The sequence below is a fragment of the Gordonia prachuapensis genome (assembly GCF_036350515.1).
GTDB classification, from domain to species: Bacteria; Actinomycetota; Actinomycetes; order Mycobacteriales; family Mycobacteriaceae; genus Gordonia; species Gordonia prachuapensis.
Genome location: NZ_JAZDUE010000002.1, coordinates 310,621 through 324,571, shown reverse-complemented (window position 1 = coordinate 324,571; position 13,951 = coordinate 310,621). Strand labels below are relative to the sequence as shown.

The 13,951-nt window shown below is 70.3% G+C and carries 12 protein-coding genes and 1 pseudogene; 8 read left to right on the top strand and 5 right to left on the bottom strand.

All coding sequences use genetic code 11. The features are described 5' to 3' along the window. Position 1: 1 nt before the first annotated feature. From V1Y59_RS03870 to V1Y59_RS03850, 5 genes are read left to right on the top strand one after another with little or no spacing between them, the layout of a single operon-like run. On the top strand, positions 2 to 2,557 hold the full coding sequence (locus V1Y59_RS03870; RefSeq protein ID WP_330503514.1) for an ABC transporter permease: 2,556 nt from the start codon (positions 2 to 4) through the stop codon (positions 2,555 to 2,557). A gap of 27 nt (positions 2,558 to 2,584) precedes the next feature. Next, positions 2,585 to 3,358, top strand: a complete 774-nt coding sequence (locus V1Y59_RS03865) for a hypothetical protein (protein ID WP_330503513.1) — start codon at positions 2,585 to 2,587, stop codon at positions 3,356 to 3,358. Positions 3,359 to 3,411: 53 nt separating this feature from the next. Next, entirely contained in the window at positions 3,412 to 3,948 is a 537-nt protein-coding gene (locus V1Y59_RS03860) for a TetR/AcrR family transcriptional regulator (RefSeq protein WP_330503512.1), read from the top strand. Further along, positions 3,945 to 4,304, top strand: coding sequence for a DMT family transporter (locus V1Y59_RS03855; protein WP_330503511.1), 360 nt, complete (start codon positions 3,945 to 3,947; stop codon positions 4,302 to 4,304). Before V1Y59_RS03860 ends, V1Y59_RS03855 begins: the two co-directional genes overlap by 4 nt. Beyond that, positions 4,301 to 4,624, top strand: coding sequence for a DMT family transporter (locus V1Y59_RS03850; protein ID WP_330503510.1), 324 nt, complete (start codon positions 4,301 to 4,303; stop codon positions 4,622 to 4,624). The genes V1Y59_RS03855 and V1Y59_RS03850 overlap by 4 nt, the downstream gene beginning before the upstream one ends. A gap of 131 nt (positions 4,625 to 4,755) precedes the next feature. On the opposite strand, the gene V1Y59_RS03845 is transcribed toward V1Y59_RS03850, so the two are convergent. Together V1Y59_RS03845 and V1Y59_RS03840 are read right to left on the bottom strand one after the other, a co-directional pair. Next, the gene (locus V1Y59_RS03845) at positions 4,756 to 5,502 is read right to left on the bottom strand and encodes a class I SAM-dependent methyltransferase (RefSeq protein WP_330503509.1); all 747 of its coding nucleotides are present in this window, start codon (positions 5,500 to 5,502) and stop codon (positions 4,756 to 4,758) included. Continuing rightward, positions 5,499 to 6,191, bottom strand: coding sequence for a TetR/AcrR family transcriptional regulator (locus V1Y59_RS03840; protein ID WP_330503508.1), 693 nt, complete (start codon positions 6,189 to 6,191; stop codon positions 5,499 to 5,501). Before V1Y59_RS03840 ends, V1Y59_RS03845 begins: the two co-directional genes overlap by 4 nt. Before the next feature lie 229 nt (positions 6,192 to 6,420). Here V1Y59_RS03840 and V1Y59_RS03835 point away from each other — a divergent pair, with 229 nt between their 5' ends. Beyond that, positions 6,421 to 7,602: a glycosyltransferase family 4 protein gene (locus tag V1Y59_RS03835; RefSeq protein ID WP_330503507.1), complete on the top strand. Its 1,182-nt coding sequence runs from the start codon at positions 6,421 to 6,423 to the stop codon at positions 7,600 to 7,602. Here V1Y59_RS03835 and V1Y59_RS03830 read toward each other — a convergent pair. Together V1Y59_RS03830 and V1Y59_RS03825 are read right to left on the bottom strand one after the other, a co-directional pair. After that, the gene (locus tag V1Y59_RS03830; protein WP_330503506.1) at positions 7,529 to 9,328 is read right to left on the bottom strand and encodes an MmpA family trehalose lipid delivery protein; all 1,800 of its coding nucleotides are present in this window, start codon (positions 9,326 to 9,328) and stop codon (positions 7,529 to 7,531) included. The two genes, V1Y59_RS03835 and V1Y59_RS03830, sit on opposite strands and share 74 nt — an antisense overlap. Positions 9,329 to 9,357: 29 nt before the next feature. Continuing rightward, complete coding sequence (locus V1Y59_RS03825) at positions 9,358 to 10,284, bottom strand: HpcH/HpaI aldolase/citrate lyase family protein (protein ID WP_330503505.1); 927 nt, start codon at positions 10,282 to 10,284, stop codon at positions 9,358 to 9,360. 120 nt (positions 10,285 to 10,404) lie between these two features. Between V1Y59_RS03825 and V1Y59_RS03820 the strand changes: the two genes are divergently transcribed. Then, positions 10,405 to 11,664, top strand: coding sequence for an MATE family efflux transporter (locus V1Y59_RS03820; protein WP_431309090.1), 1,260 nt, complete (start codon positions 10,405 to 10,407; stop codon positions 11,662 to 11,664). On the opposite strand, the gene pgfA is transcribed toward V1Y59_RS03820, so the two are convergent. Then, positions 11,591 to 12,799, bottom strand: a complete 1,209-nt coding sequence (pgfA, locus tag V1Y59_RS03815; protein ID WP_330503503.1) for a cell envelope lipid trafficking protein PgfA — start codon at positions 12,797 to 12,799, stop codon at positions 11,591 to 11,593. The genes V1Y59_RS03820 and pgfA overlap by 74 nt on opposite strands. On the opposite strand from pgfA, the pseudogene V1Y59_RS03810 reads away from it, so the two are divergent. Next, positions 12,708 to 13,940 (top strand): annotated as a pseudogene (locus tag V1Y59_RS03810) (acyltransferase family protein); the annotation flags it as partial. The gene pgfA and the pseudogene V1Y59_RS03810 sit on opposite strands and share 92 nt — an antisense overlap. Positions 13,941 to 13,951 lie beyond the last annotated feature (11 nt).

The window sequence follows — 13,951 nt, the reverse complement described above, 5'->3', positions numbered from 1 at the left end:
CATGGCCTCGTCGTCGGTGATGCGCCGGGTGTCCCTGCGGAACCTGCGCGCACACAAGCTGCGGCTCTTCCTGACCGTCTTCTCGATCGTGCTCGGCACCTCGTTCGTCGCCGGCTCGATCGTTTTCACGTCCACCGTGTCCAAGGCGTTCAACGACATCTTCGACTCCGCGGCGCCGGGCGTCGCCGTGCAGATCACGCCGGACAGCAATCAGTCACCCGGCGTGCCGCTCTCGGTGATGGACGACCTCGAGGCGCAGAAGCAAGAGCTCGGGATCGACCGGATCGTCGCGGACTACTCCGGGTCGGTCACCATCGCCAACTCGGAGGGCAAGGCACTGCAGACCGGCGGTGCGCCGAGCGTCGGCACCGCCTATCTGCCGCCGGACGTCGCGCTGTCGCCGGACACCAGCAAGATCCTCCCGGGTGGTCGCGGGCCGACCGACGCCGGTGAGGTGGCGATCAACTCATCGGCCGCCGAGGACGCCGGCCTCGAGGTCGGCTCACGGACTCAGCTCGTCGTGGGCCAGGGTTCCGCCGCACCGCGAGAGGTCACCGTCGTCGGGCTGCTCGACCTGCCCGGCTCCACCGGCGGCTACGTGAACGTCCAGTTCGACGAGGCGACCGCCCGGACCTTGTTCTCCGACGGGGAGCACGCGGCGACGCTCGACATGTCCGCGGTGCAGGGTGTCACCCCCGAACAGTTGCAGGAGCGGGTGGCCGCCACGCTGCCGCCGGACACCTACGAGGTGCGTACCGGCGATCAGGTCCGCCAGGACCAGAAGGACCAGGTCAACGAGTTCCTGACCATCTTCACCACGATCCTGTTGGCGTTCGCCGCGATCGGCCTCATCGTCGGCACGTTCATCATCTACAACACCTTCTCGATGATCGTCGCGCAGCGGAACCGGGAGCTGGCCCTGTTGCGTGCGGTGGGCGCGAGCCGGCCGCAGGTCTCGCGGTCGGTGCTGTTCGAGGCGTTCGTGGTCGGCGTGATCGGTGGTGCCGTCGGCCTGGCCATCGGCATCGGCCTGGCGGCGCTGCTGCAGACGTTCACCGCGGCGTCGGGACTGCCCGAGGCGCCGCTGCAGATCGGGGTGCCCGCGGTGGCGGCCGCACTGTTCGTCGGCGTCGTGGTGACGATGGTCAGCGCGTGGGTCCCGGCGGTCCGGGCGGCACGCGTCCCACCCGTGGAGGCGATGCGGGCCGGGATGGCCGAAGGGTCGGCACCGCTGCGGACGCGGACCCTCATCGGGATCATCGTCGGCGTGATCGCGCTGGCCGCCATCGTCATCGGCGCGATGGGCGAAGGTGTCGGGCCGGCCGTCGCCGTCGGTGCGGGCGCTGCCGGGGCCATCGCGGCCGTGATCCTGGCCGGACCGGCGCTGTCCCGGCCGGTCGTCGGCGCGCTGGGATCGGTGATCGGTGCACCGTTCGGTCGGATCGGCCGGCTCGCGCGCACCAACGCGACCCGCAATCCGCGGCGCACCGCGGCCACCGCCTTCGCGCTGACCCTGGGCCTGATGCTGGTCGCGGTGATCGGCACGCTCGGTACCTCGTTCAAGGGCACCATCGACGACGCGGTGGACACCGGCATGACCGCCGAGTTCATCGTCGTCGGCAGCAATCAGATGCCGATTCCCGAGGCGGTCGCCGGTGTGGTCGCCGACGTCGACGGCGTCGGGACGTCGCTGAGCTTCGGCATGATCCAGGCGACCGTCGACGGCCAGGGCGTCTTCGGGTACGGGGCGGTTGGTGGGCAGCCCGCCGACGTCGCGGTCCTGGAGATGCGCGACGGCGCCTCCGACCAGCTGCCCGCCGACGGCATGTTCGTCAGCGAGCGCACCAGCCAGGAACGGGGCTGGAACCGCGGCGACGTCGTCACCTTCACCGGGCCGACCGGCGAAGAGGTGCCGGTCACCGTCGCCGGTGTCTACGCCGACAACGAGGCACTGCAGCCGTGGATGGTGGGCCCGGAGATCTACGACCGTCTGGTTCCGGCGTCAGCGCAGATGAGCGCGATGATCTTCGTGTCGCCCGCCGCCGGGGTGTCGCCGGATGAGTTGCGCACCAACCTGGAGGACGCCACCGCGTCCTACCTCACGGTCCAGATCCAGGACCGCACCGAGTTCAAGAGTGCGGTGTCGAGTCAGATCGACCAGATGCTGGCGACCCTCTACGCGATGCTCGGCCTGGCGCTGCTGATCGCGGTCCTGGGGATCGTCAACACCCTCGCGTTGTCGGTGGTGGAGCGCAAACGGGAGATCGGCATGCTGCGCGCCGTCGGCATGCTGCGGTCGCAGGTGCGTCGCAGCATCTATCTGGAATCGGTGCTGATCGCCATCTTCGGTGCGTTGCTCGGGGTGATCCTGGGCACAGTCATCGGGGTCGCTTTGGTGCGCACGCTGGCGAAGTGGGGGCTGGGGGCCCCGGTGCTGCCGTGGGATCTGATCCTGATCACGCTGATCGCGTCGGCCGTGGTCGGGGTGCTGGCGGCCCTGTGGCCGGCGGTCCGGGCGGCACGCACCAGGCCGTTGGAGGCCATCGCCGAGGCGTGAGTCGACCGCAGTGACACAATCGGTCGCATGACCCGACCTCCCGACGAACCCTGGGACCCCAACCGCGAGAGCCCGGAGACGCGGCGTTTCGAGCCTTCCGACGAGACGGCGTATGAAAGTGGCGACGAGACCGCCGCCTACGGGCCCACCGACGAGATCCCGGGTCAGCGCGGACCGCAGCAGCCCCCGCCGAATCAGCCCCCGCCGACGGCCGCCTATCCCGGCCAGTACGACGCGCCGCAGGCCTACACCGAGGCGTCGTCCTACGGTCCCGGCTATGGCGAGCCGATGCCGCCGGAGCAGCCGCCGTCGAAGAACACCGGACGCACGGTGGGTCTGGCGCTGGCCGTGCTCGGCGCGCTGGTCGTGGTGGCGCTCGTCGGGGTTCTGATCGCCCGTGGCGGCACCGACGACTCAGACGGCACCGCTGCCGGTGGTTCGTCGTCGTCGACCACCACGACGACCTCCGCCGAGTCGACCACCACGACGACGACCACCACGACGACGCCCGAGGAGACCACCACGACACCGCCGCCCGAGCCGCCGGGGCAGGTGACCTATCAGCTCACCGGCAACGGCGATGTCGTCGGCATCCGGTACCTCAATCAGGGGAGTTCGGTGGTGGTGGCCGCGGCGGGGACGCCGTGGACGCAGGCCGCGACCGTGGCCGGGTCGTCGGCGGAGATCACCGCGATCGTGCTCCGCGGGCCGGTGACCTGCAACATCCTGCGTGGTGGGGATCTGCTGGCGTCGTCGACGAGCCGTGGCGGTCCGCTGCGGTGCGCGGCCACGGTGAACTGACCGCCGCCTGAGCGTCGTGCGGCGCCAACCTTCCGGATGGTAAAGTTCGGCGGGTGTCGTCCGAATCCCGCACCCGGATACTCTCCGGCGCGCTCGACCTGCTGCGTGAGGGGCAGAGCATCTCGCTGGAGAGTGCTGCCCAACGCGCCGGGCTGACCAAACCGGGCCTGATGTATCACTTCCGGACCAAAGAAGCCCTGATGGTCGCGCTCGTCGACCACGTGATCGATCGGTGGGAGCGGGCGCTGATGGCAGCCGCGGGGGCGTCGGTCTCGGAGCTGACGGCCGGGGCGCGCATCCGCGCGTATGCGGATTTCTCGCTGTCCACGGACTTCGACGAATCCGACGTGGTGATGCTGGCCGATCCGCGCCTGCGGGCGACCCTCTCGGCGCGGTGGGAGGAGCGGGTCGCCCCATGGGTGGCGATCCCATCGGACACCTCGAGTACCACACGAGGCCGGTTGGTGGCGGTGCGGCTGCTGGCCGACGGTGTCTGGTTCGCCAGCGCGACCGATGTCCTCGATCCGGATGCGTCCGACCGGGAACTGGTCCGTGCGGTTGTCGACGACCTGCTCGGAGGATCCGAATGAGGAGCTGGGCACTGTTGGTGGCCGCGATCGTGTGTGAGGTGGCGGGTTCGCTCTCGTTGAAGGCGGCGCTCGACAACCCCGCCTGGTACGTGGTCGTCGCGGTCGGGTACGTCACCGCGTTCGTGTTGATCGCGGCCGCGCTGCGTGCCGGGATGGGAATCGGTGTCGCCTACGGCATCTGGGGCGCGCTCGGTGTGGCGCTGACAGCCGTCTTCAGTTTCCTCGTCTTCGACGAACCGCTCACCGCCGTGATGGTGGCGGGTCTGGTCCTGATCATGGCCGGCGTTCTGCTGGTCGAGTTCGGATCCCAACGCGCCCAGGCGAAATCCGCGGTCGAAGTCGAGGTCGTGCGATGACCGCCTGGATCTTCCTGACCCTCGCGATCCTCAGTGAGGTGTCGGCGACGATGAGTCTGCGGGCGGCGGTGAACGGTTCGCGGCGGTGGTACATCGTCGTCGTGATCGGTTACGTGGTGTCGTTCGTGCTGCTGTCCGGGGCCCTCGCGAACGGCATGCCACTCGGCGTCGCGTACGGGATCTGGTCGGCCGTCGGCGTCGCCCTCATCGCGGTCCTGGGCAGGGTCATCTTCCGGGAACCGCTGACCGTGGTGATGAGCTTCGGGATCGTCCTCATCGTCGGCGGCGTGCTTCTCGTGGAGACGGGCAGCGCGCACTGACCGGCCCACCAGACGGGTCTCGACGGCCGGTGACGAAAATCGGCGTTGTCACGAGTCTCCGAGGGGTTTATCCCCTCGGAGACCGCTGTCGGCGCTGATTTTCGTCACCCAACGCCGAGACGACTCTGATTTCACCGCCGCCGCAACACCAGCACCAGGTTCGTCCCGAACACCTCCCGCAGGCCGGGCACCCGCATGATCCACCACAACCGGGACGGCAGGTACCGGGGGAAGGCCGCGACGACGTCGGCGTCGGTGACCGAATCCGCCCACCGCAAACCGTCTCTCGCGGTCACCGGGAACAACGAGGTGCCGAACAGGTTCTTGGGCGGGTGACCGTGCCTGCGCGTGTAGAGACGCGCGGCCCGATGGCCGCCGAGGTAATGCGTGAGCCCCATTTCGTGCCCACCGAAGGGCCCCCACCACAGGGTGTAGCTGATGATGACGGTGCCGCTCGGCCGGGTCACGCGCAGCATCTCGTCGGCCATCTGCCACGGGCGAGAGGTGTGCTCGACGACGTTGGACGAGAAGGTGACATCCATCGACGCATCCGCGAACGGCAGTTGCTGGCCGGAACCGCGGACACCGGCCCGGTGGTCGAGGCCGCCGGCGTGCATCTCGCTCGGATCGGGTTCGACGGAGATGTAGTGCGCACCGAGGCGGTCGAAGGCGTCGGCGAAGTAGCCGGGGCCACCGCCGACGTCGAGCACGACCGCGTCGTCGAGGGGTGCCGAGTGCCAGTCGCGCACCATCACGGCGGTGTCGTCGGCGATGGCGCCGTAGAACCGGGCCGGATCGGACTGTTCGAAGCGGAAGTCGTTGAGCAGACGGGCCGCCCGGGCGAGAGTCGCATGCCGGGCGAAGGCAGGGCGGGTCACGGGTGGGTTCGGCCCCCCGCCCGGACGTCGCGGGAGCCCTCGGCGACGAGACTCCGCAGCCCGTCCATGAAGGTCTGCAATGCGAACACGAACTCAGTGCGCAGATCCTTGGGCACGGCCGGTACGACGGCCGTCACGTGTGGGAACTCGGTCTGATCGAGCCCGCGGTAGTACTCGACGACGGTCGCTCGGCTGTCCGGCGTGTCCATCGCCGACTGCAACGCATACCCGATGATCAACCGGCCCAGGGCATGGTCGGCTGCGGCGGCCGCCGCAGCGGACAAGCCCGTGCCCATGAGCAGGTCGAGGGCGCGCTCGTATCGCAGCAGGCCCGCCGGCCCGAACAGGACCTGGCCGGCGAAGAGCGCAGCCGAATGCGGGTGGTCGCGGAGCACGTCGAAGGTGATGACCGCCGAGCGTTCGATGACGGTGTCCCATGCGCCGGCGGTGAGGTCGGCCGCGGCGATCGCGGCAACCACCTCGGCCATCACGTGCTCGGCGAGTCGGTTGCACAACTCGTCCTTACCGCCGGGGAACTGACGGTAGAGCGTCGAGGTGGAGGACCCGAGCCGGCGGGCCAACGCCCGCATGCCGAGCGTCTGCATCCCGCCGTCGGCCATCAGTGCGAGAGCTTCGCTGTAGATCTCGGCGAGCGGAAGTGGTGGCCGCCCGCGGGGTGCGTCCGACATCGCGACGATCGTCCTTGCAGTCGAGCGGGCATCCGCCAGGGAGCTCTGGATCGGGAGAGCTTCCTCAACTACCGTTGTAGACGCCCGCATGGTTATCAGCTACAGTGTAGCCGCAACGGAGTTCTCAGCCGTAGCTCAGCAAAGGCCCCCAGGTCGGACGTGGTGTGGAGGGGATGCCACGTACGCCCTCGGGGGCTTTTGTGTCGTCTGATCGCCTACTCTGGTCGCAATGTCCGAACCGACCCACGTCCTGCTGCTCTGCTGGCGCGACACCACGCACCCGCAAGGCGGCGGCAGCGAGCGCTACCTGGAACGGGTGGGCGCCGAACTCGTCGACCGCGGTATGCGGGTCACCCTTCTGACCGCGGGGTACGAGGGCGCCCCGGCGGACGAGCAGCGTGACGGCATCCGCATCCTCCGGGCCGGCGGGCGACTGTCGGTCTACCCTCGAGCACTCGCGACGATCCTGGCCGGCCGATGGGGGCGGGGCCGGTTGTCGACGACGCCGGACGTCGTCGTCGACACCCAGAACGGCATCCCGTTCTTCGCCGCCGCGGTGTCGCGTGCCCCGACCGTCGTCCTGGTCCACCACTGTCACCGCGAGCAGTGGCCGGTCGCCGGCCGTCTACTCGGCCGGCTCGGCTGGTTCCTGGAATCACGTGTGTCCCCACGGGTCCACCGTCGCAACCACTATGTGACCGTGTCCGGGCCGTCGGCGGACGAACTCGTCGCGCTCGGCGTCGACCGCGAACGGATCTCGGTGATCCGCAACGGCATCGACCCGATCCCGAGTCCTACCGCTGGGGCCGCGATCGTTCCCCCTGCCGCTGGTCACCCCCGCCTCTGCGTCCTCTCCCGCCTCGTCCCACACAAGCAGGTCGAGGACGCCCTCGCGGTCGTCGCCGACCTCCGCCACACCCGGCCCGACATCCACCTCGACGTCATCGGCGACGGCTGGTGGTCCGACGAACTACGCAGCACCGCAATACAACTCGGCGTCGAGGAGTTCGTCACCTTTCACGGTCACGTCGACGAGAGCCGCAAGCACGAGCTCCTCGCGCAGGCCGACATCCACCTCATGCCGTCCCGCAAGGAGGGTTGGGGTCTGGCGGTGGTGGAGGCGGCGCAACACCGTGTCCCGACGATCGGCTACCGCAGCGCGGTCGGCCTGGCGGAATCGATCGACGACGGCGAGACCGGGCTGCTGGTCGACGGTGTGGCCGAATTGATCAGTGCCACCCGCAAGCTCATCGACGATCCGGACGAATCCGTCCGGCTGGGACGTAACGCGCAGGGCAAGGCCGCCGGGTACTCGTGGTCGGCGACGGCGGACGGGTTCATCGACGTGTTCGACGACGTGCGCCGACGAGCGCGGCAGCCACGGCGATCGATGTCGTCGTCGCCCAGATGACGTGCGCGCCGATCACCGCCACCCGTGCCGGCGTCGAAGCGTCGATATCGGCGATCGGGCCGGGCACCCGGTAGAGCCGCAGATCCGCACCGTCGAACACCACGACGGCCTCACGTGCCAGAGCCGCTGGTGGCGTGCCGTTCTCGACAACCACCCACCCCACACCCAGATCGGCCAGCGCCCGCGCCGACCCACCGTCGGCCAGCACCGCGTCGACGGCCGCGCCGCGTCCGGACGGTTCGTCCACGACGACCGAATCGACCACGAGTGAGCCCGAGCCGGTGACGGGGGCCCGCACCATGCGCGGCAACGGATCCAGCGACGGCACGTCGGCGAAGGTGTATTGACGCACCGTGCCGGTCGGCCAGATCGCAACGGCGCCATGGTCATCCGAGATCCGAGCTGCGACGGCGGCCCAATCGGGCGGGTAGGTGATCGGTGCGATCTTTCCGCCGACGCCCCAGGCGAGGTCGGGGAGCGGCGCCACGATCAGCAGGATCGCGGCGGCCAGTGCGAATCCCGACGGTACCCACCGCCGCGCGGCGGCCACCGCAGCAGCCGAGGCGACCGCGACGAACGGCACCATCAGCGCGAGGAACTTCTGGGTGTCGCGGAACAATCCCAATCCCGGCAGAAGCGTGGCCGCGTCCGACAACATCTCCGCGACAGGCCCGATCGCCGCCACCGACACCGCGACGGCGGTCACCGCCGCCAGCGCCGCCAGCGCCGTGACGGCACACGTGTCCCGCTCGCGATGACGCCACAGCCACACGGCACCGGTCACGACGACCACCAACAGCAGCGCCGTCGCCACCGCCGCCCACCAGATGGTCCGGCTGGCGGGTACGGCGTCGGCGTTCCAGATCCCGCCGAGTCCCAGGACTGTGCCGACCGTTCCCAGCCCGGGTTCCGCGCGCACCCCGAACACGGTGAACCCGCCGGAACCCGAGGTGACGGCGGCACTCCCGACCGCGGTGGCCACCAGCCACGGCAGCGCGGCGACCACCCACGCCGCCCAGACGAGCACGACGGCGAGCCACCGGCGGGCGAGGATCAGGCCGACACCCGGCAGGGCCACCATCAGCAGCGCCGACAGCACCGACCCGGTCGGCGTGAAACCGGCGAATCCCAGCGCGGCCACCAGCTGCGCGCACGGCACCCACCGGCCGTTCTCGCGCGTCCACCGACCATCCGCGCGCGCAGCTTCACGCGCGGGCGCACGATCGGCGCGCGAGACGCCGACGAGACCCGCGGACCGACCGTCACCACCCAGGATCGCCACCGCCGCGACCGCCACCCAGGAGAGCGCCGCGTACGAGACCAGCAGACTCCAATGACCTTGCAGGAGTCGTTCGGCCACAAAGGGATTCCAGATCGCGACCACGGCGGCGACCACGGCACCGGTCCGACCGGCCGCACCGACCAGCCGGATCGCGAGCAGACCGTACCCGACGCCGGCGAACATTAGTGCCGCGAACGTGATCGCGACGACCACCGCGCCGCCGTCGATCACCCCGGACAGTAGCGCGACCGCCCAGTCCTGCGGAACCGCTCGAGGCGCACCGTCGCCGATGCCCAGCGTCGTGTCGGTGACATGGCTGCGCGGTGTCGACACCGCGTCCCGGTACAGCAGGTGACCGGGACGCAGCAGCGGCGCCATGATCAGGGCTGCCAGACCCGCGCCGACGGCGAAGAGAAGCGGCAGCAGTTGGCGGGGCGCTGTCATCGGGACCGACGGGCGGGGACTGACACCGGTCAGTAGTGGTAGGTGTCCGACGGGGCGGGTGAATGCACCGAGTCGTCGTCGTAGTCCGACACCTCGATCCCGTACGCCCGTGCCAGATCGAGGATCTTGGTCGCGCGGGCGATCCGCGGCAGATCCGAACCGTTGCGGATCTCACCGCCGTCGCGTTCGAACTCGGCGAAGAACTCCTGCGCCCAGCTGATCTCGTCCTGTGACGGCGAGAGGCCCTCGTTGACGGGATGGCACTGCTCGGGGGTGAGGCAGATCTTGCCGGTCATGCCGAACTCCGCGCTGACCGCGGTCGCCTCGGACAGCTTCAGGGCGCTCGACCCCACGGTGGGCCCGTCGATCGCGCTGGGCAGGTGAGCCGCCTTGGCGGCGATGGTGAATCGCGACCGGGCGTAGGCGAGCGTGGCCGGGTTGTCGCCGAACCCGGTGTCACGACGGAAGTCGCCGATGCCGAAGGCGAGCCGGAAGGTGCTCTTCGCCGAAGCGATCTCGCTGATCCGTTCGAGTCCGCGGGCGGTCTCCACCAGCGCGACGATCGGGGCGTCGGGGAGTCGCTTGGCGGTCTCGGTGACGTGGTCGACGGATTCCACCATCGCCAGCATCACCCCGCCGACGGACGTGCTCGCCAACGCATCGAGATCGTCGGCCCACCAGGGAGTCCCGAATCCGTTGACCCGGACCCAGTCGGAATGACCGGCGTTCATCCAGTCGACGACGTGCCGGCGCGCATCCAGTTTGTCCTTCGGCGCCACGGCATCCTCGATGTCGAGGACGACGATGTCCGCACGCGATCGGTGGGCCGCCTCGAAGCGGCCGGCCTGCGTGGCGTTGACCAGCAGCCAACTGCGCGCCAGCACCGGGTCGATGCGGAAACCGAGCGGATCGGATTCGGCGCCGGCGGCGTCATGGGTCGGGTTCTGGTCGTACATCTCCGGCGTTCTCACTCCTGCGGCGGGCGGGGGTCGTCACCATCGTTGCCTATCCCGTGTGCGGCGTGCAAAACGCCCCGTTTCCCCGGAGTCCTGGCCGCGACGTGCACACTTGACCTCATGGCCGGGCCGAACGACCGCGTTGCGCGATGGGGCGGACGTGGCGGTGTTCTCGGTGCCCTCGGCTGGGTGGCGGCCGGATCGATGGTCGCGAACGTGTGCTCGTATGCGATCCACCTGACCGCGAGCCGGTGGTGGCTCGACACCGCCGAGTACAGCGAACTGGCGGTCGGGCTGTCGGCGATGTTGGTGCTGACCGTGGCGGCCTTGGCATTGCAGGCCGTCGTGGCCCGAGCCGTGGTGCGGCGGGCCGATCCCGACCGGATTCGGCGGGTGAGTGTGCAGACGACGCTCCTGGTGTGCCTGCTGGTGGTGGTCGCGACCGCACCCACCGCCTGGGTCACGTCGATGGGCGTCGACACCACGGCCGCCGCCCTCGTGGCCGCCCCACTGCTCACGGTGATCGGGGCCGGTCAAGGGGTATTGCAGGGGCACAGTCATTTTCGACTCCTGGGCTGGGTACTGGCCGCCGTGGGTGTGCTGCGGACCGTGCCGGTGATCGCTGCGCTCGCCCTGGGCGCGGGTCCCGCCGGTGCGCTGCTCGCCGGTGCCGGCGGGGTGGCGGTCGCGGCGGTGGTGGTGCTGGCGGCGGTGCGGACGGCCGGGCACACCCGGTCATCTGCTCACGCCGGACCCGGCGCGGCCGACCTCGACCTGTTCGCCGTCGCGCGCGCCTCCGGGGTGCAACTGGTGCTGGTGGTCGCGGCGTCGATCGACCTGCTGCTGTCGCGGACGGTCCTCACGCCGGAGGACGCGGGGATCTATGCGCTCGGCGCGATCGCGACCAAGGTGGCGTTCTGGCTCCCGCAGGCCGTGGGTGTCGTCTTCTATCCCGGACTCGCCGATCCGGCCACGTCGCGTCGGTCGCTGATGGCGGCCGTCGGTGTCGTCGCGGCGATCGGGGCGATCCTCACCCTCGGCGCCGGTCTGGCCGGACCACTCGTCCCCGTCCTGGTGCGCCCCGACTACGAACCGCTGGTTCCCATCCTGTGGCTGTTCGCCTACACCGGCGCGATGCTCGCGATCCTGCAGGTGGCCCTGCTGTCGGCGATCGCACGGTCGGCGACCGCGGTGTCGGCGGTGACCTGGGTTGTCGTCGCCGTCGAGGTGGCGGTGATCGTGACCGTAGTCGACGGCATCATCGCGCTGGCATCCACCGCGGCGCTCGCCGCGACCGGCGCGGCGGTCACGACGACGGTGCTGGGTCTTCGTCGGACTCGGGCCCGCGACGACGTCGTCGCGGCCGCCACCCCGGAGTGAGGAACATCAGGCCGATGGCGATGACGGCGACACCGGCCACGGCGGCGACGATCGGGACGACCCGCCCCCACACGGTCACCGGGGTGGCCAACGAGGTGGCCCGCTCGCTCATCCGCTCCTGCGTCGCGTCATCGAATCCGAACGTCGCCGACAGCGCGGTGAGTCGCTGGTCGGGCAGGTCGGGATCGATGAAGCGATAGGTCTGCTCGACGGTGATCTGCTGGTCGACGATGGTGCCGGTGGCGAGGTCGACGGCGATCTCGGTGCGGCCGGTGTGATGCAGGGTGGCGGTCAGGTCGCGGGCGGGATCGACACCGGGCACGCCGAACCACGCCGCGGGCCGGGTGATGGCGGTGGGTGGGTTGGTCTGGGCGGCGCCGGTGATCTGGTGCAGATCGGTGTCGGGGATGTCGGCGACGAACCGCGTCACGTCACGGCCGTGCACGGTGGTGTCGCCGGCCGGGCGCAGCGGCACCGACCGCCGGGTGGTGACGTCGAACCAGGTGTGCTCGGTCGCCGCCACATCGAACGGCAGCAGATAGGTGTAGCCGGCCCGGTCGGGGACCCGGATCGGCGCGGTGGTGGCGGAGTACTGGATCTCGGAGCTGCCCGGCGCCCCGCCCGAGGGGCCGAGGTCAGGCAGCGCGGAGGTGCGGTCGAGGGTGATCCGGTCGCGGACCGCCGTGATCGTCGGGTCCGTGCACGCCGAGTCGCCGGGCGCGGGCTCGACGTCGCTGCCGGGTCGTGGCGCCTGCGGATCGACCTCGCGGCCGTCGACGGTGATGTGGTCGGCCTGGATGGAGGTGCCGGCCTGCAACGTCACGCGTTCGGCGTCGGAGGGTTGCACGGCGACGAAGCGCTGCTGGCGAACCAGTTCGGCGTCGACGACGCGTGCGGTCGGCGTCGCCAGCGAGCACCGGTCGAACACCTGCGCCGGCGGGTCGTCGGCGGAACCGCCGGCTCCGGAGCTGACCGCGGTGGTCGTGACGTCGGTGCTCAGCGGGATCGTGCGCAATCCGTCGACGAACACGGTGGGCAGCGCGATGGCCGCTGCCAGCAGGAATCCACCCACGAACAGCAGCACCGGCCCGATCAGATCTCTGGTCTGCAGGCGACTCGATCCGGGCGTGGGCATGGTGGCGAGCGTACTGACCATGGCCGCGCGGACCGCACGACTACCCTGGTTGACCAGCATGGCCAGTATCGAACCCGCCCCCGAAACCGCTGCCGGAGTCGCAGCGGCCCCCGAGATGCGTCGATTCTTCGGCCAACTCGAGGGGATGCGTGCGCTCGCCGCGATCGGCGTGCTGACCACCCACGTCGCGTTCCAGACGCGGGCGGTCGAACTCCCGCTCATCGGGCCGGTGCTGGGTCGCCTCGACCTCGCGGTGGCGTTGTTCTTCGGGCTGTCCGGCTTCCTGCTGTGGCGACCGTGGGTGGCGGCCGCGCACCGCATCACCCCGCGGCCGTCGGTGCGCCGGTATCTCGCCCATCGCGTGGTCCGGATCTGGCCGGCCTACGTCGTCGTGGTGTTCGTGGTCCTCACGGTGCTGCCCGACGCCAAGGGCGCCGACCTCACCGTGTGGCTGGCCAATCTCACGCTCACCCAGGTGTTCGTGCCGTTGTCGTTGACCGCGGGTCTCACCCAGATGTGGAGTCTGTCGGTGGAGGTCGCGTTCTATGCGCTGCTGCCGGTCCTCGGCTTCGGCATGCTGCGGCTGCGTGCCGGCGCCGACGACGACGGGCGTGTCCGGTGGCGCATCCCGGCACTGCTCGGGCTCGGGGCGTTGAGCCTCGGCTGGGCGTGGCTCGCCATGGTGCTGCCGGTCGCGGCCGGCGTGGAGCCGCAGAACTGGGTGTTCGGTCACCTGCCGTGGTTTCTCGCCGGGCTGGTCCTCGCGGAGATGGTCGGCGCGATCGAACTCGACACCCATCGGCCGGTCGCACGGTGGATTCGCGTCGCGGCCCGGATCGGGTCACGCCGCCGGGTGATGGCCGGTGCGCTGGTCGTCGCCTACGTGCTGGCGTGTACGCCGCTCGCCGGACCGACCGGGCTCGGCGATCTGGCGCCGTGGCAGTTCGCCGTCAAGATGGTCCTCGGCGCGATCTGCGGGTTCGCGCTGCTGGCTCCGCTCGTCCTGGGCGCCGGTCCGTTCCGGCTGTTGTGCTCGCGCGTGATGCTGGCGCTCGGCCGCTGGTCCTACGGCATCTTCATCTGGCATCTCGCGGTGCTGGCCGCGGTCTTCCCGCTGTTCGGCATCGTGCCGTTCAACGGCAACTTCGTCCT